Raw genomic sequence first — 24,625 nt, forward strand, 5'->3', positions numbered from 1 at the left:
ACGACAAGGAAAAGCTGCAGGAACGTCTTGCCAAGCTTGCTGGCGGCGTTGCCGTCATCCGCGTCGGCGGTGCAACTGAAATCGAAGTCAAGGAAAAGAAGGACCGCATCGACGACGCGCTGAACGCTACGCGCGCCGCCGTTCAGGAAGGTATCGTTCCTGGTGGTGGTACGGCTCTGCTCCGCGCTTCCGTCGTCCTCAACATCAAGGGCGCCAACGAAGACCAGACTGCCGGTATCAACATCGTCCGCAAGTCGCTGCAGTCGCTGGTTCGCCAGATCGCTGAAAATGCCGGTGACGAAGGTTCGATCATCGTCGGCAAGATCCTCGAAAGCAACACCGACAACTACGGCTACAACGCCCAGACCGGCGAATTTGGCGACATGATCGCCATGGGTATCGTCGACCCGGTCAAGGTTGTTCGTACAGCCCTGCAGAACGCAGCCTCGGTTGCCGGCTTGCTCGTCACCACCGAAGCCATGATCGCAGAAGCTCCTAAGAAGGAATCTGCAGGCGGCGGCATGCCAGGCGGCATGGGCGGCATGGGCGGCATGGACATGATGTGATCCAATCGGATCATTAGAATTTGGAAGGGCGGCCCTCGGGTCGCCCTTTTCTTTTGTGGAATGTCCATCAGAGCCGCCCACGACCAAAAGTGCTCCAGCGCGACAAGCGCGCTGAAGTGGCGGCACGGACATGATGTGATCCTACCGGATCATTAGAATTTGGAAGGGCGGCCCTCGGGTCGCCCTTTTCTTTTGCGGAATTTCTACAAGTGCCACTCGCGCATCGCGCCTGTTGCCACGCGACTGACAAATGTCATTGCCGTCAGGCCGCCGGTCGATTTTCAATCGCTCCGCAATTTTTCAATGTACTTTCCAAATGGACTCGCGTAACACGGGCATTATTCAATATAAAAGTACACTTCAAGTAACGGGAATTTTGTGAAAGTTCAGAATGATAAAATGCCGATGTATTTCCCATATTCCCATTGCTGTTTATTTAAAATATCTTATAAATCCCAGCCCAGTGTTTTATAAGGGTTTTCCGGCGCCGCGATGGCACCGTTGCTCGTCCTTCCACGCGCATGACGCGCAATCAATGCGGTAAGGGCAGTCGACGTCGGCAATCCAGCTGCCGCGACCTGCTGCAGCGACCGCATGTATCGATTCTCTCTTCATTCCAGCGCCAGAATAGTCAGGCTGAAACGTTCGCTCCAATCGAATGCAGTTGCAGAATACTTGATGCCCCCGGCCGAACTCCGCCGGTGAAATATAATTTTCTAAAGCGTGCGGCTGGGGAGCTGCGCCGGGTCCGAGGGAATATCTTGTTCAAGATTGTGAAATCCGACGTTGCCTCGCCATTCGTGTTCGGCACACCTGAGTCCGGCGGTTACGATCGCGATATCCTAGCCCAGTTCTGCGTGACGGAGGGCTGGATCGGTGATCTTTCGAATGGCGTGATCAAGCTTGGGCAGTTTAGCACGATGTTCTACGGGCTGCCCTCCACCGAGTGCGGGCTGCTCAGCCTGATGCGCTGTTACGAAGCGCAGGATCGCGCCCGCATCCTGGAATTGTTCGAACAGGCATCGACTGTCTCGTCGTCATTTTGTTTTTCAACGACCGTTCTCGCGGCAGGAGGCCACGGGCAGCCGGTGTTCTGCATAGGCGAATCAATTGGTGCAGAAGAGAGGCATAGCGGCAGTATGGTCGGCGTGTTCATGTTCCCCCGCTTCAAGCTCGAACCCGGCAGCCAGCTCACCGGCCGTCAGTAGTGCCTGAACGCAACGAAAAGGCCGGTCCTTGTGGAACCGGCCTCGCCCAGCTTTTAGGACGCCAGATCAATCGCGTTTCGGGACGTTCAACCCAATGACGCTCGCAGGGCGGGCTGCGGCGCGGGCGACCCAATCCTTGACCAAGGGGAACTTCGCCAATTCGAGCACGTCGCCGCCGCCGTAAAATACGTCGACGCCGCGGACCCATGGAAAGCTGGCGATATCGGCGATGGTATATTGGTCGCCCATAATCCACTGACGGCCCTTCAGGCGCTCTTCAAGCACCCCTAGCAGGCGCTTCGTTTCATCGCGGTAGCGCTCCATCGGATAGGAATTGTTGGCGACCTTGTCGGCTGCAAACTTGAAGAAGTGGCCGAACTGGCCAAACATCGGCCCGATACCGCCCATCTGGAAGAATACCCACTGCATGACCTCGTAGCGGCCGGCGGCGTCGGTTGGGATGAGTTTGCCGGTCTTCTCTGCGAGATAAACGAGGATCGCGCCGGACTCGAACAGGCCGATCGGCTTACCGTCAGGACCGTTAGGATCGATTATTGCCGGGATCCGACCGTTCGGGTTCAGGGAAACGAATTCCGGCGACTTCTGATCATTGGTGCCGAAGGAAATGAGATGAGGCTCATAGGGAAGACCCATTTCCTCGAGCGCAATCGATATCTTGACCCCGTTCGGCGTCGGCAGGGAATAGAGCTGGATGACGGTCGGGTCGCTGGCCGGCCAACGCTTGGTGATCGGAAATGCGGATAGGTCTGCCATGAATTCTTCCTCTAGGATCAACATTGAATAGGCGAGTTCGAACGCACCATAAACGAAGCGACGCAGCAGAAAAGGGGGAACAGGCTGACAGCTTCGTTCGCTCTTTGTGAACAATGCGTCTGCGTTCGTTTATCTTTTCAGTGCATCAAAAATAGCGAATATAGGCTCCAGAGATTGTCGCAACCGGCAATATGCCATTCCACTGGAGACAGCCATGTCCAATACCAACAACATCCTGATCCTCGTTGCCCGTATCCTGCTTTCATTCATGTTCATCTTCAGCGGCTTCGGCAAGCTGACCGACCCGGCTGGCACCGCCGGAATGATCGCCGGCGCCGGCATGCCCGCTGCCACGCTTCTGACCTATGTCGCAGGCTTGTTCGAACTCGTTACCGGCATCTGCGTCCTCGTCGGCTTCCAGACCCGCATCGTCGGCTATGCCCTTGCCGCCTTCTGTGTCTTCACTGGCGTCGTTTTCCACCTGTCGCCTGTTAATGTTCCGGACTTCCCGGCTGCTGCCAACGGCTGGATCAATGGCCTGAACTTTGTCAACTTCCTGAAGAACGTGACGCTGGCCGGCGCATACATCATGCTCGCCACCAACGGCCCCGGCCTTTACTCGATCGACGCACGCCGCGGTTCCTACAGCGTCGCTGCCTAACCGACCAAAACCTCCCAAATGCAAAGAGGCCCGCCGTGGATCACGGCGGGCCTCTTTTATTTCGGCATCAGCTCAGAGGGCGTCTTTGACGGCGGCTATGATCCTGGCGACCAGCGGATCGTTGGCGTGGCTGTCTTTCCTTGCCCTGACGAGGCAGGCTTGCGACCGCAGGATGACGCCATCCGACAGGACCTTCAGGTGGTTTGCCTGCAGCGTCGAGCCGGTCGAGGTGATGTCCACGACGATATCGGCGGAGCCGGAGGCCGGAGCCCCTTCGGTGGCACCGAGGCTCTCGACGATGCGGTATAGCTGGATGCCGTGCTGGCTCGAGAAGAACTGTTGCGTCAGCCGCCAGTATTTTGTGGCGATGGTCAGGCGTCGGCCGCGACGGGTACGAAAATCGGCGGCGACATCGCCAAGGTCTGCCATCGTATCGACATCGAGCCAGATCTCCGGCACTGCGACCACAACATCCGCACGGCCGAAGCCGAGCCGGGCGCAAATTTCGACGCGGGCGTCGGCTTCCGCCAGGCCTTCGCGGATCAGGTCTTCGCCGGTGACGCCGAAATCGACCGTGCCGTTGCCGATCTCGCGCGAGATTTCTGAGGCAGACAGGAAGGCGACCTCGACATCATCCCAACCTTCGACGCGGCCGCGATAGGAGCGGTCATTGCCGACGGCGACGATCCTCAAGCCTGCACGCTCGAAGATATCGGAAGCTTCGTCCTTCATCCGTCCCTTGGACGGCAGCGCGATGGTAATGGTCATGCGTTCGCCCTCTCCGTTTCGATCCGATCGAGCCAGAACGAGAAGCCGACGGCCGGAATACGGCTCTGGGCGCCAAGGAAAGTCAGCAGCTTGTCAAAACGGCCGCCACCGACCAGGACCGCCTGCGACCCTTCCACTGCGATTTCGAAGACGAGGCCGGTGTAGTAATCGAGCGGGCGTCCGAAGGCGGCGCGATATTCGATCGTGGAAAGGTCGACGCCGGCATTGGCCAGCGCCGCGACACGACCATCGAAGCGAGACAGCGCGTTTCCAAGCTTCAGGCCTGCTGCATCCGCAAACCCCGCAAGCGCCGCCGACGCGTTGAACAGGGGAACGTTCAACGACAGGAACTCCTGGAGAACCCCGAAGGCTGCATCGTCAAGCCGGGTCTCGGAGAGAATGAGCTTTTCCTTCAGCCTGCGGGCGATCTCGACCGGCGAGCGGCTCGCATTCGTCGAATAGCCTGTTGCTTCCATGGTCGCATCGATGTGGGCGATAAGTGCTGCCTCATCGTCCGCAGCGACCAGTCTTGCGACATCGTCATCCAGATCGGTGACGAATTGCGGGCTGACCAGCCGAGCCAGCAGCGCTTCGATCTGCTCCATGTTGCCAAAGGCGTGGATCAGCCGCTTCTGCCATCCGAGCGGCAGGCCCAGCGCCTGGACGACCGCCTCAAACACGGCCTGATCCCCAAGCGTGACCTGAAGGCGGCGGCCCGGCAGCAGACGGCCGAGAATTCCCGTCGCGTCCGCGATCGCCCGTGCGTCGGCGCTCGAGATATTGATGTCGCCGAGGTCCTCGATGCCAGCCTGATAGAACTCACTGGCACCTTCACGACGTTGGCGGAAGACCTCGCCGAGATAGGAATAGCGCTTCGGCGTTCCGGTCGCCGTCTCGATGTGGCGGATGCAGACAGGAATGGTGAACTCGGGGCGAAGGCAGAGGCTCGCACCCGTCTCGCTCTCGGTCATGAAGATGCGGCGGCGCAAATCCTCGCCGGCGATGTCGAGGAATGGCTCGGCCGGCTGGATCACCGGCGTGTCGACACGGGTGGTGCTGCGGGCGGCGAACTCGGAGAGGAGGTCGTCGGTGAAGTTGGGGAGGTTGATCAGGGGCATGGGGCGACCTCCGAGTTGGCGGAGAGATACCCCCCTCTGTCAGCTATGCTGACATCTCCCCCACAAGGGGGGAGATTGGGAGCAAGTGGCTGAATACCGAAGCTAGTTGCAATCTCCCCCCTTGTGGGGGAGATGTCACGGAGTGACAGAGGGGGGTATCCTCGCACGGTTTTCACGGCCGATCCGCCCTCTTGCGATCCTCGGCCTGAGCGTCAAGAATCTCGCGTACCTTGGCGACCAGATCGGATACCGGCACGGTTTCCTGCGCCACACGAGCCTCGCGCCAGGCGATGTTATCCTCGATCTCGCCGGACAGGCGCTTGCCCTCGATCAGGTCCTTGATCTGGACGACGCCCTCTGCCCGCTCGTCTCCACCCTGGATGATGGCGATCGGGCAGCCGCGGCGGTCGGCATATTTCAGCTGGTTGCCGAACTTCTTCCAGTTGCCCTGGTACATCTCGGCGCGAATGCCGGCGGTGCGCAGCTCCTGCGTCATGCGCTGGTAGCGGCCCATGGCTTCGACATCGCCATCCATGACGGTGACCAGCACCGGTTCGAGCACCTCGTTCTGGCCGAGCTTGCCGAGGTTCTTCAGCGCCGTCATCAGGCGCGAGACGCCGATGGAGAAGCCTGTTGCCGGCACCGGCTGGCCCATGAAGCGCGACACCAGCCCATCATACCGCCCGCCGCCGCCGACCGAACCGAAGACGACCTTTTCGCCTTTTTCATTGGTGACGTCGAAGAGGAGTTCGGCTTCGTAGACGGGGCCGGTGTAGTATTCGAGGCCACGGACAACGGAGGGGTCGATCTTGATGCGGTCGGACTGGTAGCCGGCACTGGCGACAAGGCCGCCAATAAAATTCAGCTCCTCGACGCCCTCGCCGCCCTTCGACGTTCCTGCAACGAGTTCAGCAAGCTCGCGGGCGCTGTCGGCGTAGTCCTTGATGCCGACGAAGAAAAGTATCTTGGCGATCTGGTCCGGATCGAGCCCCGCACCCTTAGTGAAGTCGCCGGATTCATCCTTGCGTCCCGGGCCGAGCAGCAGAGAGACGCCGTCCGGACCGAACTTGTCCATCTTGTCGATGGCGCGCAGCACATTGAGCCGTTGGCCGACCTTATCCTCGCCGCCGAGGCCGATGGCCTCGAGCACGCCATCCAGAACCTTGCGATTGTTGACGCGGATGACGTAGTCGCCGCGCTGGATGCCGAGCGCCTCGAGGGTATCGGCCATCATCATGCACATTTCCGCATCGGCCTGGACGCCGGGGGCACCGACGGTATCGGCGTCGAACTGCATGAACTGGCGGAAACGACCCGGCCCCGGCTTCTCGTTGCGAAAGACATAGCCGGCGCGATAGGTGCGGTAGGGCAGCTGTATCTCATTAAAATTCTCGGCGACATGGCGGGCGAGTGGCGCCGTCAGGTCGTAGCGCAGGCTCATCCACTGCTCGTCGTCATCCTGCAGCGAGAAGACGCCCTCATTCGGACGATCGGCATCCGGCAGGAATTTTCCGAGCGCATCGGTATATTCGAACAGCGGCGTCTCGACCGGATCGAAACCATAATGCTCGTAGACCTTGCGGATCTTTTCGACCATCTCGTTGACGGCGCGAATATCGCCGGCCGAGCGGTCGACGAAGCCGCGCGGAAGACGGGCCCTGAGCTTTTGCGGTTTCTTCTGCTTATCGTTCATTTCTGCTGCAATCCGGTCATTATGACAGTGGCGGTTTCGTAGCGGATTGGGCGCAGTGCGGCAAGGGTTGCGGCGGGAATTCGAGCGCTGGCGATTGGGCGAGCCAAGTGCTAGTTGGGCTCATGATCACCGAGGCAATCCAATATCTCGCCACCCTGCCCGTCACCGGCAAAGCCTTTCGGCCGCATGTCCGCTCTTCCGTCAATCTCTGGTCACGCGCCGGCCGCTGCCGGGAAGCCTGGGCGGATCACGAAATCCGTAGCCGGCAGGCGATGCTGGACGCGATGTCGGATCTGCGGCAAAGGCGGACGGCGGTCGTGCTCGGCTCCGGCCTGTTGCGCGATGTGCCGATCGACGTTCTAGCCAAGGCGTTCGACACCGTCGTTCTCGTCGACCTCGTGCACCTCGCCTCGGTCCGCGTCTGGCTCAAGGCAAAGAGGCATCACAATGTCCGCCTGATCGAACGCGACCTTTCGGGCTACGAGGAATTGGGGCCAGGCCTGGCACCGGAGCCGCTAGGGTTCCTTCGGCAGGTTCCCTATCTCGATTTTGTCATTTCAGCCAATCTGCTTTCGCAGATCGGCCGCGGCGTCAGCCGAAGGCTTGAGGGCGAGAGCGCTGGCAGGATGCCGGAAGATGCCGGGACACGGCTGATCGACGCCCATCTCGAAGGGTTGCGCGCGCTGCCCTGCAGGACCTGCCTTGTCACCGATATTTCCTATGCGGTCATTGACCGGACGGGCAAGACACACGAGGAAGCCGACCTGCTTCTCGGCGCAGTGCCGCCTCTGTCGCGCACGAGCTGGGCATGGCCGGTCGCACCGTTTGGAGAGGAGAGCAAGGACTACCAGATCGTCCACCAGGTCATTGCCGCCTGATCCGAGATCGGCTAGCGTCTCTGCAACCATAAATTTATTGTAGCACTTTTATTATCGACAAATTTTATTGTTCGGATATTATTCGATGAAGATTACGTGGGATGAGCCGAAGCGCATCAAGAATCTCGATAAACATGATCTCGACTTTGCCGATCTCGATATTGAGTTCTTTTTCGACGCTCTGATCATCGAGGCCAAGCAACGACGATTGAAAGCCGTTGGCGTTTTCTCGGACGACGTTGTTGCAGTCATATTCGCAACTCTCGGGGTCGAAAGCATTTCGTTGATCTCTCTGCGTCCAGCTAGCCGCAAAGAAAGGAATCTCTATGCACAGAGCCATTCAAAAATTCCGTACACTCACTGACGAGGAAGAGGCCCGGATACAAAAGGGGATCGCTGAGGATCCCGAAAATCCCGAATGGACCGAGGAGGACTTCAAGAACGCCAAGCCATTTGCCGAGGTCTTTCCGGAGTTCGCCGAGAGCATCCGGCGCGCCCGGGGTCGGCCGGTGGTCGAGGCGCGCAAGCGGCAGATTTCGCTGCGGCTCGATCCGGATGTCATCGATGCCTTCAAGGCGACGGGCAAAGGCTGGCAGGGCCGCATCAACGAGGCTCTGCGCAAGGCGGCTAAGCTTTGATGGCAATGAGGGGCGCCTATGATGGCGAGGCGCTGGATTTCACTCAGAGTTCAACTATGGTGGAAGCATGCGCCATTTCGCCATTCTGACAATGCTTTTCGCCTGGCTCCTTTACGGCGCGATGCCGGCGCTCGGCGCCTGTCCGATGTGCGGTTCGACATTTGCCGCCGAGGCGCGCTTTGAAACGAGCGCTTCGCCTGCAATGTCCGACATGGCCCAGATGGACAGTCACGGGGCTATGGCCGCCAGTCATAGCAGCGGTGAGAGCATACCCTGCGGCGGGGCGATGGGACATGCATCCTTCTGCCCGGCATGTCTCGTCATGCCCGAAGTCGTTGCGGTCGATAGCGGCAAAGCGGCTGCCTTTTCCTATCCGGCACCCGGTCTCGTCAAACGGCTGAGAGATGCCCGTCCGGCGCCCGTATCTCCCCCTCCCCGGCTTGCCTGACACACTTCAACCAGATGCCAACAAATTACAGATGTTCAGACAGCGGAAAGGAATCCCATGTCTCTGAAAACCATTCTCGCCGCGAGCGCGTTCGCTCTCGCATTCTCCACGGCAGCCTTTGCCGATGACATGTCCGGCATGGATATGAGCAAGCCGATGGGCGACCAGGGCCCGTCCAGCCAGGCCTTCGCCACCGCCAATGCAAAAATGCACAAGGACATGGCGATCAACTACAGCGGCAACGCCGATGCCGATTTCGTCCGCGGCATGATCCCGCATCACGAGGGCGCAATCGACATGGCCAAGGTGGAGCTGCAATACGGCAAGGATCCGGAATTGCGCAAGCTCGCCGGGATGATCGTCAAGGCGCAGGAAGCCGAGATCAAGGAAATGAATGCCTGGCTGAAAAAGCACGGCAAGTAGCACGTACTTGATCCATTGATGAGAAAGGATATGCCGGATTTCGCTCCGGCATATCTTGTGCCTTCAATCAGCCCTTCGGCTCAAATGGCTCCGGCCGGCGGTTAGCGTTCTGGCGGGGGACCATCCAGCTTGGATATTCCGCTTCGAGGGCGCTGACCTCGTCGAGCTTGGCCATATCCTCAGCGTCGAGACGCAGTTTGACCGCAGCAAGGTTCTGGTCGAGCTGTTCCATGCGCTTGGCGCCGATGATGATGGTGGTGACGAACGGCTTTGCCAGGATCCAGGCAAGCGCCACTTCGGCGACGCTGGCGTCGTGCTTTGCGGCCACCTCGCGCATCGCGGCGACGCATGCCCAGGCGCGATCCTTGTCGACGGGCGGGAAGTCGAAGCTGGCGCGACGTCCCTCGCCGTTGCCAGCGGCGCCGGGACCGTATTTGCCTGAGAGCAGGCCGCCGGCCAGCGGCGACCAGACCATGAGGCCGAGTTTTTCCTCTGCCATCATCGGCACTATCTCGCGCTCGAGATCGCGGCCGGCGATCGAATAATAAGCCTGCACGGTCTCGAAGCGGGCAAAGCCGCGACGTTCCGAGACGCCCAGCGCCTTTTCGATGCGCCAGGCCTGCCAGTTGGAAACGCCGATATAGCGAACCATGTCGCTCGATACGAGATCATCCAGCGCGCGCAGGGTCTCATCGATCGGGGTGATGAGGTCGGTCGCGTGGACCTGGTAGAGGTCGATGTGGTCGACCTGCAGCCGTTCCAGACTGGCCTCGACCGAGTCCATGATATGGCCGCGCGAAGCGCCGCGGTCGTTGGGCTTCTCACCCATGGCGCCGTAGAATTTCGTGGCGATGACGACGTCCGTGCGTGGAACCTCGAGGTTCTGCAGCGCCTGGCCGAGGATCGTTTCCGATACCCCGGCGGAGTAGACATCGGCCGTGTCGAAGAAATTGATACCGGCGGCAAGCGAGCGTTCGACGATCTTGTCGGCTGCATCCTGGTCGACGTCGGCGATCGAACCCCAGATACCTCCGGCGGAGGCCTCGCCGAATGTCATCGTCCCGAGGCACAGCTCGGAAACGAACAGGCCGGTATTTCCCAGTTGGTTGTAGCGCATCTTCAAAATTCCTTGTGTTCAGCCGCGAGATCGATACCCGCGGGCTGGTCAACCTGTATTGCTTTTTGATTGGCCCGTTGTGACAGACAGCGGCAGCCTTTATTGTGCTGAGAACGGTGACATAATGCACCCGGACGGCATTTCAACGCGATCCCCCAACGCCACACAATGGTGGTACCTGGCGATGCACTTGTCACGGAATGCGGGATCGATAAATTTCTGTCTTCAAGTGCCATAACGAGGAAGAGGCCGATGTCCCTCCGCCCGCTGACGACCATAGGCTTCGACGCCGACGATACCCTCTGGCAGAACGAGCAATTCTATCAGCTGACGGAGAAGCACTTTACGGCGCTGCTGGCCGACTTTGCCGAAGGCGAAAAGGTATCCGAACGCCTGCTGGAGGCGGAGAAACGCAATCTCAGCCACTACGGCTTCGGCATCAAGGGCTTCACGCTTTCGATGATCGAGACGGCGATCGAGATCACCGAGGGCCACGTCCCCGCCAAGGTCATCGCCGAGATCCTCGACATCGGCCGGGACCTGCTTTCGCATCCTGTCGAAACCATGCCGCATGTCCACGAGACGCTCGAGGCCCTGACCGGCGCCTATCTGCTTGTGCTGATCACCAAGGGCGACCTGTTCGACCAGGAGCGCAAGCTGGCGCAATCCGGCCTCGGCGATTTGTTCGATGCCGTGGAGATCGTCTCGGACAAGACCGCGGTGACCTATCGCCGGATATTCTCAAAGGTCGGCGATGGGCCGGAGCGGGCAATGATGGTCGGCAACTCGTTGAAATCGGACATCGTCCCGGCCATTGCCGCGGGAAGCTACGGCGTCTTCGTGCCGCACGCGCTCACCTGGGTGCTGGAACATGTCGATGAGCCGAAAGATGCACCGCGGTTTCGCAAGATTGAGCATCTGGGGGAATTGAGGCCGCTGATCGAGGGGCTGTGAGGTTGGCACTATAAGCCCTTCGCCAAGTCACCCCCCTCTGTCACTTCGTGACATCTCCCCCACAAGGGTGGAGATTTGGAGGATGCCGCACTCTCCACATGTTGATCTCCCCCCTTGTGGGGGAGATGTCGGCCCGGCCGACAGAGGGGGGTGTCTTGGCGTGAGGTCAGCGAACAACTCGCGCCTTACTGAGGTTGTGCCGGCGCCGCCGGCTTTGGCGGGAATAGGGACGGTCCGGGAGGTCGTGGTGTCGACGGCGGCTGGACTTGCGGCGCCGAGGCGGGCTGCGGGTCGATGAGGATCGAGTAAGGCGCGCCAAGACCGCGTCTTCGGGTGACGCGGGAATAATAGGGCTTGATCAGCCAGGTCGTGTCCTCGTTGACGGTGACGTCGGCGGTTAAGCCATCCTCGTCGGTTCCGAAAAAGGCTTCGTCGGCGCTGGAGGTCAGGTCGAAGATCGCCATGAAGGCATACTGGCTTTTCGAGCTGAAGGTCACCTTCACATGCTGGCCCTTCTTGACAGGCAGCTGATAGACCTTGCCCTTGCCGAACTTGGTCCAGCCCTTCAGCTGCATGGTGACAGCCGGAAAGCGGAGCTTCTCCAGCGTCTCGCCCTGGTCGAGTTGCGGTGGCTGGACAGGCGCGGTCTCGGCGCGTAGCGGAGCGGCCGCGGCCAAGGTGACGAGAAAAATGGCGATGCCGGATGCGAAGGCCTTCATGGTCTCACCAAAGCTTTTCGCATCGCTTCGACATCTTCGCGGCAGTAGCAGCCTTCGATGTGATCGTTGACGAGACCCATCGCCTGCATGAACGCATAGACCGTCGTCGGGCCGACGAAGGTCCAGCCGCGCTTCTTCAGGTCCTTGGAAATGCGCACCGAGGCCGGCGTCGTCGGATTGGCCGAGAGGGTCGGATAGTCGACCATGGCGGGGCGATCGTCCGGCTGCGGCTCGTGGCTCCAGAAATAACGGGCGAGAGAACCAAATTCGGCTCTCATATCGATGGCGCGACGGGCATTGTTGATGGTCGAGACGATCTTGCCGCGATGGCGGATGATGCCGGCGTCGAGGACGCAGCGCTCAATATCGGCGTCGTCGAACAATGCAACCTTCTCGAAATCGAATCCGGCAAAGGCGGCACGGAAATTCTCGCGCTTGCGCAGGATGGTCAGCCAGGAAAGGCCGGACTGGAAGCCCTCGAGGCAGATCTTTTCGAACAGCCTGATGTCGTTGGTTACGGGGCGTCCCCACTCCTCATCGTGATAGCGCAGATACTCCGGCAGGTTGCCATGCCAGAAGCACCGATCCTTGCCATCGTCACCGGTAATCAAACCTGTTCCGCTCATTTGCGCGATTCGTTCCTTGTTTTCTCAGGGTTTACCATTTGGATACCCTGTTTCCAAACCGACCGGTAACCCTGACGAAAAGTTTATCGGCTCGCCGGCGTTTTCACTATCTCGCATTTACCATTCACTGGCGGCGCGGTGTCACCATACAGCCAGAAACGGGCGTTTCGGCGTCGATGTCAGGTGCATTGTAGAGAGTCCATCCGATGATGAGAAAGTATATTTTGGCGGCTGCCGGCGTGATCGGCGTGCTTTCCTCCCCGGCGCTTGCCAACGACCGCTATCAATCCCGACCACCGGTCGTCGTCAGCCCTGATCTTACCGCTCCCTGGGTGGTGCAGCTTGGCGGCGCGCGCGTGCAGCCGGTCGTCTACCCGGTCCGCCCGATGGCGGCGCAGCCGCGCGGGCTTTTCACGCCGCGCGTCATTCACCCGCTGTTCGGCGGAGCGGCTGTCCAGCCCGTCGCAAATGTGCGTCCCGGCATACCGACCATCCATTCGACATTCGATCCGCAATATCTGCCGCAGATCGTCGACTACCGGACCAAGGAACGGCCCGGCACGATCGTCATCGATACCGACAATCGCTTCCTCTACCTCGTCATGGACGGCGGCAAGGCGCGGCGCTATGGCGTCGGCGTCGGCAAGCCGGGCTTCGAGTGGGCCGGTGCGCATACGGTCACTCGCAAGCAGGAATGGCCGGATTGGACGCCTCCCTCTGAAATGCTCCAGCGCGAATCCGTCAAGGGTCACTATCTTCCGGCCCACATGGAAGGCGGCGTCGGCAATCCGCTCGGCGCGCGCGCTATGTATCTCGGCTCGACGCTCTATCGCATCCATGGGACCAACGCGCCCTGGACGATCGGCAGCGCCGTTTCGTCCGGCTGCATTCGTCTTCGCAACGAAGACGTGTCCGACCTCTATGACCGCGTCAAAGTCGGAACCAGGGTCGTCGTGATGTAATTTTGCACGCATTGGCGGTCGACCCACAGAATAGTGGTCGATCGTCTTGCAAAAGACCGTTACGAATGCCTGTTGATCTTGAAATATAATTCGGTTTGATTAGCCTCTCCACGCTTTGCATGAGAGGGAATCGAGGATGAAGCATTTTATACAGCTGGCGGCGGCGGCCGTTGTCGCGTTGAGTTGCATGACGACAGTGTCGCATGCCGCACCAGCCACGACGGCAAGCGACGCGGTTCGCAATGTCAAGCCGACACGCGAAGTCCCGCAAAAGTTTCACAAGCGTCTGGTCCGGCTGGTGACGGACGAAGCCCCGGGCACCGTCATCGTCGATACCAACAACAAGTTTCTCTATCTGGTCGAGGGCAACAACCGCGCGACGCGGTATGGCATCGGCGTCGGGCGGGACGGTTTCGGCTGGTCCGGCGTCGTGAAGGTCGGCCGCAAGGCTGAATGGCCCGGCTGGACGCCGCCGCCGGAAATGCGCGTCCGCGAGGCGAAGGAAGGCCATCAGCTTCCAGCATTCCAGGAAGGCGGCGAAACCAATCCGCTCGGTGCGCGGGCCATGTATCTCTACCAGAACGGCCACGACACGGCCTTCCGCATCCATGGCACCAACCAGCCCTGGACCATCGGCCTCAATCTCTCGTCCGGATGCATCCGCATGATGAACCGCGACGTGACCGATCTCTACGAGCGCGTGCCGGTCGGCACCAAGGTCATCGTTGTCGGCCCCGGCAACAAGCAGGGCGAGATCAGCTACCAGGATCGCGGTGTCGATATTCTGCGCACGCTGTTTGGCGGCCTCGGCGGCTGAAATTCCTGTTAGCAAGTTGCGGAAAGGGGCGGCTTTAGGGCCGCCCTTTCAGTTTTATGCCAGCTTTGCCGGTTAAGCAGCGATTGTTCATGCACGCTGTAATAGGCCTGTCATGAAATCCGGCCATCAATACGGCACCATTCCACCGGGGGTTCCGCATGCGTCGTGCATTTCGCGCTCGCCAGTCTGCAGTTGCCGTACTGGCCTCTTCCATGCTCTGCTTGCTCGCAGGCACCGCCTCGGCGGAGATGCAGTTTTCCGTTTATGGCGGCGCCCAGGGGGCGACGGGCAGCGACGTCAAGGTTTCGGACGGCACGTCGTTCGACCCGGACTGGTCGGGAAAATCCTTCAAGAACCCGCCCTACTACGGCTTTCGCGGCACCTGGTGGCTAGACGATCTGAACCATCCGAACTGGGGCATTTCGCTCGACTACACCCACGCCAAGGTCTACGGCAATCTCAGCAATACGCCGGACTGGTCACACTTCGAATTCACCGATGGGTTGAATCTCCTGACCGCCAACGCGCTCTACCGTTTCCAGGATCCGAGCCGCAAATGGACGCCCTATGTCGGCGTCGGCGCCGGCATCAACGTGCCGCATGTCGAGGTGACGCGTGCATCGGGCACGACCTTCGACTACCAGTTCGGCGGCCTGGCACTGCAGGCGCAGGCCGGCGTCAGCTACCAGATCAGCAAGCACTGGGCGACCTTTGTGGAATACAAAGGCAATTATTCCTTCGTCAACGACGTCTCGATCGACAGCGGGGACACGCTGAAGACCCGGGTGTTCACCAACGCCTTGAATTTCGGCGTGTCGTTCAATTTCTGAGATCGGGTGACGCTCGCAGGGTCTATTTGACCGAACAGGTCAGCGGGCCCTTCAGTTCGAGCGGTTTCGCGTCGGGCACATCGAAGGTCAGCACATAGCTTCCCGACATCGGGGCGGTACCGTCCTTGGCGGACGACATGATGATCAGGTCGAAGCTCTTGCCGGCATCCTGGTCTTCGCCCCGCGCAAAGACTTCGAGGCGCAGGTCGCCGTCGTAGGACCAGTAGTGAGCAAGCTGGCTGGAATCGAGCATCAGCGTCTTGAAGCCGCTGGGTACGGCCGCCGCCTTGGCGATGAGAGCACCGCGAAAATGATTGAGCTTGCGGGCCGCCGCCTCCTCGAAGCCGACATCGAGGCTGAGTTTCACGTTTCCATCGTCGACGGCGCAATAGTAGCGACCTGCGGAATAGGCCGGCCCGGCACTTGCGAGCACCACTCCGGATAGCAACAACCAACGCAACATGCCCGCATTCCCTAGGCTAGAACCTGCCGGCAGTCTTGCCTCAGGTAATTTTGCGCGAAGTGTGCTCCAAACCCCTTAATTTTTTAGGTATTTCCCCGCCGTGAGCCCAATCGAGGAGTTCGACGGTGTGGAGGATTGGCATTGCCGAGGCGCTTGCTATCTGGGTGATGCAGCCGATATTCCCCGTGGCGATGATGTCGGCCTTCGTAGCGGCCAGGTTGCGAACCTTGCGGGCCTTGAGTTCCGCGGAAATTGCCGGCTGCATGATGTTGTAGGTGCCGGCCGATCCGCAACAGAGGTGGCCTTCTGCCGGATCGCGGACCGTGAAGCCAGCTGCCTTGAGGAGCAGTTTCGGCGCCACGGTGATCTTCTGGCCGTGCTGCATCGAACAGGCGGAGTGGTAGGCGACGACGATGCCCTTCGGCATTTGCGAAGGCAGGTCGAGGGTTGCCAGATATTCGGTGATGTCCTTGGCCAGCGCCGAGACCTTCGCCGCCTTTTCCGCGTAGGCCGGGTCGAGCCGCAGCATATGGCCGTAGTCCTTGATCGTCGTGCCGCAGCCCGACGCGGTAATAATGATTGCATCCAGCCCGCCGCTTTCGATCTCGCGGTTCCAGACGTCGACATTGGCGCGGGCATTGGCCAGGGCCTGATTTTCGCGGCCCATGTGATGGACCAGCGCGCCGCAGCACCCCTCTCCCTCGGGCACCACGACCTCGACGCCGAGGCGGGTCAGGAGCCGAATGGTAGCTTCGTTGATCGCCGGATCGAGCACCGGCTGGGCGCAGCCGGTGAGGATCGCGACGCGGCCACGGACCTTTGCCTCCGGCGGATAGGTTGCGGGCTTAGAGAAGGGCGATGGCGACGGTACCGAACGCGGCGCCAGATCGAGCATAGCGGCGAAAGGTGCCAGTGCGGGCAGGCGCTTGAGCAGCCCCTTGAAGGGTTGACCGAGCCTTGCAAGGGTCAGCGCCATACGGAAGCGGCCGGGATAAGGAAGCACGGCGGCGAGGATATTGCGCGTCAGCCGATCGATGAAGGGGCGTCTGTACGTCTCTTCGATATGGGCGCGGGCGTGGTCGATCAGGTGCATGTAGTCGACGCCGGACGGGCAGGTCGTCACGCAGGCGAGACACGACAGGCAGCGGTCGATATGGGTGACCACCTCGACGTCGGCGGGACGCCCGTTCTCCAGCATGTCCTTGATGAGATAGATGCGGCCGCGCGGGCTATCGAGCTCGTTTCCGAGCGTCACATAGGTAGGACAGGTCGCGGTGCAGAAGCCGCAATGCACGCATTTGCGCAGGATCTTCTCGGATTCCGCCACATGCGGATCGGCAAGCTGCTCGGCGGTGAAGTTGGTTTGCATTTATGGGGACTCCGACCGGCTATGTTGCGGAGGATGGGACCCCCCTCTGTCGCTACGCGACATCTCCCCCACAAGGGGGGAGATTGGGCGCCCGGAGCGGATATCACGGAGCTCCCAAGCAGCAGCATATAATCTCCCCCCTTGTGGGGGAGATGCCCGACAGGGCAGAGGGGGGTTGCACGCGCCAAACGACATGATCACCCCATCTTCCCCGGGTTGAATATCCCCTTCGGATCGAATTTAGCCTTCACCCGCTGCGACAGCAATGCGACTGCCTCAGGCTCCGGCTGGAATGCTGCCGTCGAGGCGCGGTCTTTGTCCGGTGCCCTGAGCAAAGTCGCATGCCCACCGCCGAGCGCGTGGATATAGCGGCGCACGAGATCGCCTTCGGGTTCGGCTTCCATGCGCAGCCAGACGAGGCCGCCCTGCCAATCGTAGAATGCATCGACACCGGCCTGGAGCCGAAGCGCTGCGACGAGCTGATGGCCGATGCCGGGTGCGACGGATACCCGCCAGACCGGCCGCATCGTTCCGTCGGCAAAGGGCAGCACGTCGCGGATATCGCGCCAGATCCAGCGGCTCTGCTCGTCGTCAAGCCGCGTGACCCGGCCACGGCCGGCCATCGCGGCCGCGAGCTTTTCCATCCGGACGTCGACGGAAGCGGGCAGGCCCTCGATGCGCAACACGGTCGCCTCGCCCTCCGGCAGCTTTCCGCCGAGAAATTTCCAGACGACCGTAAGCGGCAGGTGGGCAGCACCCGAGACCTCAAGCGGCAGCGCCATTGCCGCCGCCATCGCGGCAGTCGCCTCGGCATCGTTGAGACCGGAGACGACAAGCGTTTGCTGCGATTTCGGCGTCGGCGGCACGCGAAAGGTGACCTCGGTCAGAAGGCCGAGCGTGCCGTGCGATCCGGCCATCAGCTTGGCCAGATCGAGCCCGGTGACGTTCTTCATTACCCGGCCGCCGGCCTTGACGATCTCCCCACGGCCGTTGACGAAGCGCACGCCGAGCAGGCTGTCGCGGGCGGCACCCGAGAGAAGCCGGCGTGGGCCGGAGACATTGGCGGCGAAGATCCCGCCGATGGTCGGCGCGCCTGATGTGCCCATCAGCGGACGATGATCCATCGGCTCGAAAGCCATCATTTGACTGTTGGCGGCAAGGGCCGCCTCAACCTCGACAACAGGGGTGCCGGCGCGCACGGTCATGACCATCTCGCCGGGATTATAGGCGACGATCCCGGTGAGACCGGTCGAGCGTAGATCTGTCTCCGCTTCGAACGCATTGCCGAAACCGGATCGCGTGTTGCCGCCGGCGATCGAAAGCGAGGCACCACGCTCCGCGTGATCGCGGATGATCGCGGCCGCTTCCTCTTCCGTGACAGGCACTTGCATTTCGTTCATGCGGCTGTTCGTCCATCGAGCGGGAAAACTTTCGACGGGTTGAGTATCCAACCGGCGTCGAAGGCGCTGCGCACCGCCATCATCTGCGCGAGGTCGACCTCTGCATACTGGTGGCGCATCAGGTCGCGCTTTTCGATGCCAACGCCGTGTTCGCCGGTAAGACAGCCACCGGCGTCGACGCAGAGCCTGAGGATATCCATGCCGGCCGCCTCGGCCTTGGCGGATTCTTCGGGATCGTTGGCGTTGAAGAGGATCAACGGGTGCATGTTTCCATCGCCGGCGTGGAAGACATTGGCAACCCGCAGGCCATAATGCGCGACGATTTCGGAGGTCTTCTGCAGGACGTATGAGAGCTGGCTGAGCGGTACGGTGCCGTCCATGCAGATATAATCGGCTATCCGGCCCGTGGCGCCGAAGGCGGATTTGCGGCCCTTCCAGATCAGCGCCGCTTCGGCGGCGGACTGACATTCGCGCACCGTCTTCACCGCATGCCGGCGGGCGATCTCGACGACGTTTTTCAACATCAGGTCCATTTCCGCCTCGGAACCTTCGACCTCGACGATCAGCAGCGCGCCGACATCGAGCGGATATCCTGCATGGGCGAAAGCTTCGCAAATCTCGATCGCCGGCTTGTCCATGAATTCGATCGCCACGGGTATGATCCCCGATGCGATGACCTCGGAGACGCAGGCGCCCGCCTGCTCCGATGTGTCGAAGCCGAACAGCACGGGGCGCGATCCCTCAGGCTTGGCGATCAGCCGCACCGTTGCCTCTGTGACGATGCCAAGCTGACCTTCCGAGCCGCAGACGAGACCGAGCAGGTCATAGCCTGCCGCATCCAGCGCCTTGCCGCCGAGCTCTATGACTGATCCGTCGACCAGGACCATCTTGACGCCGAGGAGGTTGTTGGTCGTCACACCATATTTCAGACAGTGCGCGCCGCCGGAATTCATCGCGATATTGCCGCCGATCGTACAGGCGAGCTGGGAGCTCGGATCAGGGGCGTAGAAGAAACCATCCGCCGAGACGCTTTCGGAAATATTGAGGTTCGTCACGCCGGCCTGGACGACAGCCGCGCGATTGGCAAAATCGATCTCGAGGATGCGGTTCATCTTCGAGAGACCGAGGACGACCGCGTCCTCCTGCGGGATAGCACCGCCAGACAACGACGTGCCGGCGCCGCGCGGGACAACGGGAATGCCGTATCTGTGGCAGTATTTCATGACGGCTGCGACTTCCGCCGTGCTGCGCGGCAGGGCGACGGCCAGGGGAATACGTCGATAGGAAACAAAGGCATCGGTCTCGAATGGCACCAGCTCCCGCGCCTCATGGATGAGGCATTCGGGCGGCAGCAGGTCGATGAGATCGGCAACAATCTCCTTGCGGCGCGCCAGGACATCGGCACGCGGCGCCAGAAACGAAATGGCCTCCACCATGGTACTCCTCATACAAGCCAAGCAACGGGCATGTTGTTTCTTTTAATAGCCTCCGTCGAGAATACAATCGGCTTGCGGGGTCGCGATGGTGTTCAGTGGCGTCGAACAAGAGTCATATTTCGTGGCCTCTCGCCAAGCCGCCCCCCTCTGTCACCTGCGGTGACATCTCCCCCACAGGTGGGGAGAATGGAGTTTTCCGGGCCTGCGTGGCAAAACAAACAAAGCTCAGTTGTACCGAAATTCGAGGGCGCGTCAGATTGTTCTCCCCACCCGTGGGGGAGATGTCGGCCCGGCCGACAGAGGGGGGCGGCTTGGCGAGAGGGGTATTGAGGGCTCACCCACCCAGCCGCTCTATCACGACATCGAGCAGCGCACGCAGTCTCGCCAGCCGCTTCAGGTCGCGGTGATAGCCGATCCAGGTGTCGCGGCCGGGTGGTTTTTCTGTCGTTTCCACGGGCTCGATAGCGGCGATCCTGTCGCCAAGGGGGCGCGGCAGGACGGCGAGGCCGGCGCCGGATGCGCAGAGCGTTGCCTGGACCTCGCGGTTGTTGCTGCGCATTGCGACGGTGGCGTTCGGCAGGATGCGTTTCAGCCATGCCACATCGGGCATGCCGCTGAAAGCTTCGTCCATGGTGATCAGGCGTGCGCCTGCGCCGTCCCCTTCCCTCGGGCGGTCATCGCCCTTCCTGATATAAAGGGCGTAGTCGATACGCATCAGCTTGCGGGAGATGACCTCCGGCTCGGTGAAGGGCGTGATGCGGAAGACGAGATCGGCTTCGCGCCGCGATAAACTGAGGAGGCGGCTTTCGGTGATCAACTCGACTATTATCCCCGGGTGAAGCCGTGAAAAATCGGCGAGGACGGGCGAAAGGACATGCGCGCCGAACCAGTCGGATGACGAGAGCCTCAGCGTCCCGTCCAGTTGCTTGCCCTGTCCGGCAAGCGATCGTCGCAGCGCAAGCGCCTCCTCCTCGATCCGCTCCGCATGGCCGAGGATCGCCGAACCCTCGTCGGTGAGCACGAAGCCGGCGGCGGTGCGTTGAAACAGTGTCTGACCGACAGCGTTCTCGAACGCCCGCAGGCGCCGGCCCATGGTAGGCTGGGTCAAGTCGAGCTTCCTTGCCGCCGCCCCAAGCGTTCCCTCGCGCGCAATGGCGAGGAATATCTCGATATCGCTCCATTCCATTTGCATATCCTTGCAATCGCGACTTCAAACGAAAATGCATGGATATCGTGCAATCTATTTCATTTCCATTCTTTCTTCGACGGATCATTCTCCACCCACGCAAAGAAGGAGCAAAATGATGTCCACCCAATCGACCATGAAGGCACTGATCGTCGATAATGCAAATTCACCATTCCGGCTGACGGACATTCCGCGGCCGTTGCCGGGCGCCGGCGAAGTTCTCGTTCGGGTCAAGGCAAGCGGGGTCAATCCGCTCGATACCAAGATCCGCGCCGGTGCCGCTGGACATGCGCGACATCCCCTGCCCGCCATTCTCGGCATCGATCTTGCCGGTGTCGTCGAGGAGGTCGGGTCGGGTGTTTCCGGTTTTCGCCGCGGCGACGAGGTCTATGGCATGACCGGCGGCGTTGGAGGCGTCCAGGGGTCGCTGGCTGAATATGCAGCCGTGGATGCCGACCTCCTGGCGTTGAAGCCGCACAATCTTTCGATGCGCGAGGCCGCAGCGCTGCCGCTGGTGTTCATTACCGCGTGGGAGGGCCTGGTCGACCGCGCCAATGTCAAGTCTGGCCAGAAAGTGCTGGTGCTCGGCGCGGGAGGCGGCGTCGGACACATCGCCGTGCAGATCGCCAAGTCATTTGGTGCGGATGTCTATGGCGTCGACGGCGCGTCGAAAGCCGATTACCTCGCAAGTCTTGGGGCGACACCGATCGACTACGCGACTGAAACCGTCGTGGGCTATGTTCAAGCCCATACTGGCGGCAAGGGCTTCGATCTCGTCTATGATACTGTCGGCGGTGCGGGCCTCGACACGGCCTTTCAAGCCGTCAACCGATTTGGCCATGTGGTCAGTTGCCTTGGCTGGGGCACGCATGCGCTGGCGCCGCTTTCCTTCAAGGCCGCAACCTATTCCGGTGTCTTCACCTTGCTGCCGCTGCTGACCGGCGAAGGCCGCACGCATCAGGGCGATATCATGCGGCAAGCCACCAAACTGGCGGAAGCCGGACAGGTCATGCCCAAGCTTGATGCGCGCCGCTTCACATTCGCAAATGCCGGCGAGGCGCATGAGCTCATCGCGAATCGACAGTCGAAAGGCAAGCTGGTTATCGATGTCGATTAAAGAAGGCGGCATTCCAAGCTGGAACAACTGTACGGTGGAAAAGTCTCGCCATGCGCCCCACTGCCTCAAAAAAGGCACTTAGCGCGTTCATCGGAGGCGGCGGCGGTCGCAACAATCTTGCACGACACCGCCCTCTCAAAAAGTTTACGCTGAAATTGTAAATTCTTGTCGTTGCTCGCAAATGAAATGACGCTAAAAGGACACGCGTTGGCGTCTATTCGATGCCTCATCACCGGATATTTTCATATTTAACAATCTTCAATTGTTAGCCGACCACCCTTTTTGCCATATGGAATACTGAAGTTTAACGTAGAATACTTATATAAGAATGATTCTCGATTTGACCGACAAAGGTGACCCAATCATTGACCCTTCTCGCCCGTCTCGCAACTGATGTACAATTGATGTTCCGGCGCCCGCCGCGGCAGCAATATGGTGCGCTTTGCTATCGGCTGAAGAAGAAGACGGGCGAGCTTGAAATGCTGCTGATGACCAGCCGCGACACCGGCCGCTGGGTTATCCCGAAGGGTTGGCCGATGGTGGGCAAGCTTTCGCACGAGGTTGCCGCCCGGGAGGCCTTCGAGGAAGCAGGCGTGCGCGGCAACGTCGAAGCAGCAGCGCTCGGGGTCTTCACCTACACCAAGATGCTGAAGGACGGGCTGAAGGTCGGCTGCAAGGTTCAGGTCTATCCGCTTGAAGTGACCGAGCTTGCCAAGAGTTTCAAGGAGCAGGGCGAGCGCAAGCTCGAATGGGTTTCCTGCGACGAGGCCGTCAAACGCGTCAACGAACCGGAACTTAGAGACCTGATACTCGTCTTCCAGGAGCGCATGGCCGCTCGCTTGCCCATGAAACCGACGAAGGACGCCAAGCAGTCCCCACCGGAATAATTCGCCACCCGTTGCGCGCCCGGGCCGGGAGCGCTAGTCAACGGAACGCGATAGAAAGAATGGAATGCCTGACCGCCCGGCTACACCGACAAAATGGACACTCGACAAGGATCTCGACAAACTAACCTTTGTCGAGGATGCGACCGAGCACGTCTCAAGGCGGCTGATCGCGCCGGGCTTCGCTCTCATCTTCCTCGGTATTGCGATGCTGTTTGCCGGCATCTACGTGCTGGATCGTCCCGGCGCGACGCTGATTATCGCGGCGGTCGCGCTTGCCGGTTACATGGCGCTGAATATCGGCGCCAAGGACGTCGCCAACACGGTCGGCGCCGCCGTTGGCGCCCGGGCGATCCCCATGGCGCAGGCCCTGGTCATGGCGGCGTTTTTCGAGATTCTCGGGGCGACAGTCGCCAGCGGACCGGTGATCAAGACCATCTCGTCCAACATCGTGGACCCGTCGCAGATCCCAAACAGCAGCACCCTTGCGTGGCTGATGATGGCGGCGCTGATGGCGGCCGCCCTGTGGATCAACGTCGCGACCTGGATGAATGCGCCCGTTTCGACGACGCACGCGATCGTCGGCGCGGTTGTCGGCGCCGGCGTGGCTGCCGTCGGAGTAGAGCCGATCCATTGGCGCGTCCTGCTGGAAATATCGGCGAGCTGGATGATCACGCCGATCCTCGGCGGTGCCATCGCCGCAGGCTTTCTCTATTTCATCAAGAGCTTCATCATTTATCGCGACGACAAGATCGCGGCCGCCAAATACTGGATTCCGATCTTGATCGGCGTCATGGCCGGCACCTTCGCCGCCTATCTCCTGCTGCAGACGGCACCCGAGGGTTCCATGTCGGGTCCGACGATACTTGCAGCGGGCATCGCCTGCGGGATAGTTGCGTGGCTGGTCGCAAGGCCGCTCGTCGCCAGGCAATCCATCGGATGCGACAACAAGAACAGTTCCCTGCGCACGCTCTTTCGCCTGCCGCTGATCGGCTCCGCCGCGCTGCTTTGCTTTGCGCATGGAGCAAATGACGTCGCCAACGCCATCGGACCCTTGGCTGCAATCGTCCGCGTCGCCGAGACGCATGTCGTTACCGCGCGATACGAGGCGCCGTTCTGGGTGATCCTCATCGGCGGCTGCGGGCTCTCTGTCGGCATTCTCCTATTCGGACCGCGCCTGATCCGGCTGGTCGGCGAACAGATCACCAAGCTGAACCCGATGCGTGGATACTGCGTAGCGCTCTCGGCGGCCTCCACCGTGATCGTCGCGTCGTGGTTCGGTTTCCCCGTCAGCTCCACCCACATCGCTGTCGGCGCAGTCTTCGGCGTCGGTTTCTTCCGCGAATGGTACACCCGCAACTCCGCCCGGCGCATGGCTTACATGCGGATGAAGGCGGACGAATGGGATATCGAGGCGGAAGAGCGCAATCCGGATGAGATCAGCCGCCGCCGGCTGGTGCGTCGCTCGCATTTCATGACCATCATCGCCGCCTGGGTGGTGACGGTTCCGGCGGCCGCGACGCTTGCGGCGGTGATTTATTGGGCTATGGTCGCGCTCTTTGTTTGAACG

General features: G+C 60.8%; 27 protein-coding genes. 15 read left to right on the forward strand and 12 right to left on the reverse strand.

All coding sequences use genetic code 11. From position 1 onward, the window contains the following. On the forward strand, window positions 1–566 hold a 566-nt coding region (locus CPY51_RS17440), incomplete at its 5' end, for a TCP-1/cpn60 chaperonin family protein (RefSeq protein WP_275540480.1). A 761-nt stretch (window positions 567–1,327) separates the two neighbouring features. After that, complete coding sequence (locus CPY51_RS17445; protein WP_195909569.1) at window positions 1,328–1,774, forward strand: hypothetical protein; 447 nt, start codon at window positions 1,328–1,330, stop codon at window positions 1,772–1,774. 66 nt (window positions 1,775–1,840) lie between these two features. Here CPY51_RS17445 and CPY51_RS17450 read toward each other — a convergent pair whose 3' ends face one another. Further along, window positions 1,841–2,548 carry a glutathione binding-like protein gene (locus tag CPY51_RS17450; RefSeq protein WP_111161922.1) on the reverse strand — a complete coding sequence of 236 codons (708 nt, stop codon included), beginning with the start codon at window positions 2,546–2,548 and terminating at the stop codon, window positions 1,841–1,843. A gap of 214 nt (window positions 2,549–2,762) precedes the next feature. Between CPY51_RS17450 and CPY51_RS17455 the strand changes: the two genes are divergently transcribed. Then, entirely contained in the window at window positions 2,763–3,209 is a 447-nt protein-coding gene (locus CPY51_RS17455) for a DoxX family protein (RefSeq protein WP_111161508.1), read from the forward strand. A gap of 72 nt (window positions 3,210–3,281) precedes the next feature. Here CPY51_RS17455 and hisG read toward each other — a convergent pair whose 3' ends face one another. From hisG to hisS, 3 genes are all read right to left on the reverse strand, one after another. Then, complete coding sequence (hisG, locus tag CPY51_RS17460) at window positions 3,282–3,977, reverse strand: ATP phosphoribosyltransferase (protein WP_111161509.1); 696 nt, start codon at window positions 3,975–3,977, stop codon at window positions 3,282–3,284. After that, entirely contained in the window at window positions 3,974–5,095 is a 1,122-nt protein-coding gene (locus CPY51_RS17465) for an ATP phosphoribosyltransferase regulatory subunit (RefSeq protein WP_111161510.1), read from the reverse strand. Before CPY51_RS17465 ends, hisG begins: the two co-directional genes overlap by 4 nt. A 172-nt stretch (window positions 5,096–5,267) precedes the next feature. Further along, on the reverse strand, window positions 5,268–6,788 hold the full coding sequence (gene hisS / locus CPY51_RS17470; protein WP_111161511.1) for a histidine--tRNA ligase: 1,521 nt from the start codon (window positions 6,786–6,788) through the stop codon (window positions 5,268–5,270). Window positions 6,789–6,910: 122 nt separating this feature from the next. On the opposite strand from hisS, the gene CPY51_RS17475 reads away from it, so the two are divergent. The 5 genes from CPY51_RS17475 (at window position 6,911) to copM (ending at window position 9,175) form a co-directional block, all read left to right on the forward strand. Then, window positions 6,911–7,666, forward strand: a complete 756-nt coding sequence (locus tag CPY51_RS17475; RefSeq protein WP_111161512.1) for a hypothetical protein — start codon at window positions 6,911–6,913, stop codon at window positions 7,664–7,666. Between the two features lie 85 nt (window positions 7,667–7,751). Beyond that, complete coding sequence (locus CPY51_RS17480; RefSeq protein WP_111161513.1) at window positions 7,752–8,030, forward strand: BrnT family toxin; 279 nt, start codon at window positions 7,752–7,754, stop codon at window positions 8,028–8,030. Further along, entirely contained in the window at window positions 7,993–8,304 is a 312-nt protein-coding gene (locus CPY51_RS17485; RefSeq protein ID WP_111161514.1) for a BrnA antitoxin family protein, read from the forward strand. The genes CPY51_RS17480 and CPY51_RS17485 overlap by 38 nt, the downstream gene beginning before the upstream one ends. A gap of 67 nt (window positions 8,305–8,371) precedes the next feature. Further along, entirely contained in the window at window positions 8,372–8,752 is a 381-nt protein-coding gene (locus CPY51_RS17490; protein WP_111161515.1) for a hypothetical protein, read from the forward strand. 24 nt (window positions 8,753–8,776) lie between these two features. Next, on the forward strand, window positions 8,777–9,175 hold the full coding sequence (gene copM / locus CPY51_RS17495) for a CopM family metallochaperone (RefSeq protein WP_275540482.1): 399 nt from the start codon (window positions 8,777–8,779) through the stop codon (window positions 9,173–9,175). Between the two features lie 67 nt (window positions 9,176–9,242). On the opposite strand, the gene CPY51_RS17500 is transcribed toward copM, so the two are convergent. After that, window positions 9,243–10,292: an aldo/keto reductase gene (locus CPY51_RS17500; protein ID WP_111161517.1), complete on the reverse strand. Its 1,050-nt coding sequence runs from the start codon at window positions 10,290–10,292 to the stop codon at window positions 9,243–9,245. 252 nt (window positions 10,293–10,544) lie between these two features. On the opposite strand from CPY51_RS17500, the gene CPY51_RS17505 reads away from it, so the two are divergent. Next, on the forward strand, window positions 10,545–11,246 hold the full coding sequence (locus CPY51_RS17505) for an HAD family hydrolase (protein WP_111161518.1): 702 nt from the start codon (window positions 10,545–10,547) through the stop codon (window positions 11,244–11,246). Between the two features lie 185 nt (window positions 11,247–11,431). On the opposite strand, the gene CPY51_RS17510 is transcribed toward CPY51_RS17505, so the two are convergent. Next, on the reverse strand, window positions 11,432–11,965 hold the full coding sequence (locus CPY51_RS17510) for a hypothetical protein (protein WP_111161519.1): 534 nt from the start codon (window positions 11,963–11,965) through the stop codon (window positions 11,432–11,434). Then, window positions 11,962–12,591: a DNA-3-methyladenine glycosylase I gene (locus CPY51_RS17515; RefSeq protein WP_111161520.1), complete on the reverse strand. Its 630-nt coding sequence runs from the start codon at window positions 12,589–12,591 to the stop codon at window positions 11,962–11,964. Before CPY51_RS17515 ends, CPY51_RS17510 begins: the two co-directional genes overlap by 4 nt. Window positions 12,592–12,800: 209 nt before the next feature. Between CPY51_RS17515 and CPY51_RS17520 the strand changes: the two genes are divergently transcribed. From CPY51_RS17520 to CPY51_RS17530, 3 genes are all read left to right on the forward strand, one after another. Next, window positions 12,801–13,553 (forward strand): L,D-transpeptidase, encoded by a 753-nt coding sequence (locus tag CPY51_RS17520; RefSeq protein WP_111161923.1) that lies wholly within the window; start codon window positions 12,801–12,803, stop codon window positions 13,551–13,553. 136 nt (window positions 13,554–13,689) lie between these two features. Then, window positions 13,690–14,370, forward strand: a complete 681-nt coding sequence (locus CPY51_RS17525; protein WP_111161521.1) for a L,D-transpeptidase — start codon at window positions 13,690–13,692, stop codon at window positions 14,368–14,370. Between the two features lie 158 nt (window positions 14,371–14,528). Beyond that, the gene (locus tag CPY51_RS17530) at window positions 14,529–15,200 is read left to right on the forward strand and encodes an outer membrane protein (RefSeq protein ID WP_111161522.1); all 672 of its coding nucleotides are present in this window, start codon (window positions 14,529–14,531) and stop codon (window positions 15,198–15,200) included. A gap of 22 nt (window positions 15,201–15,222) precedes the next feature. Here the strand turns inward: CPY51_RS17530 and CPY51_RS17535 are convergent, their stop codons facing one another. The 5 genes from CPY51_RS17535 to CPY51_RS17560 form a co-directional block, all read right to left on the reverse strand. Next, complete coding sequence (locus CPY51_RS17535; RefSeq protein WP_111161523.1) at window positions 15,223–15,663, reverse strand: hypothetical protein; 441 nt, start codon at window positions 15,661–15,663, stop codon at window positions 15,223–15,225. 40 nt (window positions 15,664–15,703) lie between these two features. Then, window positions 15,704–17,032 (reverse strand): glycolate oxidase subunit GlcF, encoded by a 1,329-nt coding sequence (glcF, locus tag CPY51_RS17540; RefSeq protein ID WP_111161524.1) that lies wholly within the window; start codon window positions 17,030–17,032, stop codon window positions 15,704–15,706. Between the two features lie 197 nt (window positions 17,033–17,229). Next, a complete protein-coding gene (locus CPY51_RS17550; RefSeq protein ID WP_420820719.1) occupies window positions 17,230–18,423 on the reverse strand; it encodes an FAD-binding protein in 1,194 nt (397 codons plus the stop codon). Between the two features lie 5 nt (window positions 18,424–18,428). Continuing rightward, entirely contained in the window at window positions 18,429–19,868 is a 1,440-nt protein-coding gene (locus tag CPY51_RS17555; RefSeq protein WP_111161527.1) for an FAD-linked oxidase C-terminal domain-containing protein, read from the reverse strand. A 334-nt stretch (window positions 19,869–20,202) separates the two neighbouring features. Beyond that, a complete protein-coding gene (locus CPY51_RS17560; RefSeq protein ID WP_111161528.1) occupies window positions 20,203–21,054 on the reverse strand; it encodes a LysR family transcriptional regulator in 852 nt (283 codons plus the stop codon). A gap of 118 nt (window positions 21,055–21,172) precedes the next feature. Here CPY51_RS17560 and CPY51_RS17565 point away from each other — a divergent pair, with 118 nt between their 5' ends. The 3 genes from CPY51_RS17565 (at window position 21,173) to CPY51_RS17575 (ending at window position 24,622) form a co-directional block, all read left to right on the forward strand. Beyond that, complete coding sequence (locus tag CPY51_RS17565) at window positions 21,173–22,171, forward strand: zinc-dependent alcohol dehydrogenase family protein (RefSeq protein WP_111161529.1); 999 nt, start codon at window positions 21,173–21,175, stop codon at window positions 22,169–22,171. A gap of 365 nt (window positions 22,172–22,536) precedes the next feature. Continuing rightward, complete coding sequence (locus CPY51_RS17570; RefSeq protein WP_195909562.1) at window positions 22,537–23,058, forward strand: NUDIX hydrolase; 522 nt, start codon at window positions 22,537–22,539, stop codon at window positions 23,056–23,058. Window positions 23,059–23,122: 64 nt separating this feature from the next. Continuing rightward, window positions 23,123–24,622, forward strand: coding sequence for an inorganic phosphate transporter (locus CPY51_RS17575; RefSeq protein ID WP_111161531.1), 1,500 nt, complete (start codon window positions 23,123–23,125; stop codon window positions 24,620–24,622). Window positions 24,623–24,625 lie beyond the last annotated feature (3 nt).

The sequence above is a fragment of the Arminella tubonensis genome (assembly GCF_003240585.1).
Taxonomy (GTDB): Bacteria; Pseudomonadota; Alphaproteobacteria; order Rhizobiales; family Rhizobiaceae; genus Rhizobium; species Rhizobium tubonense.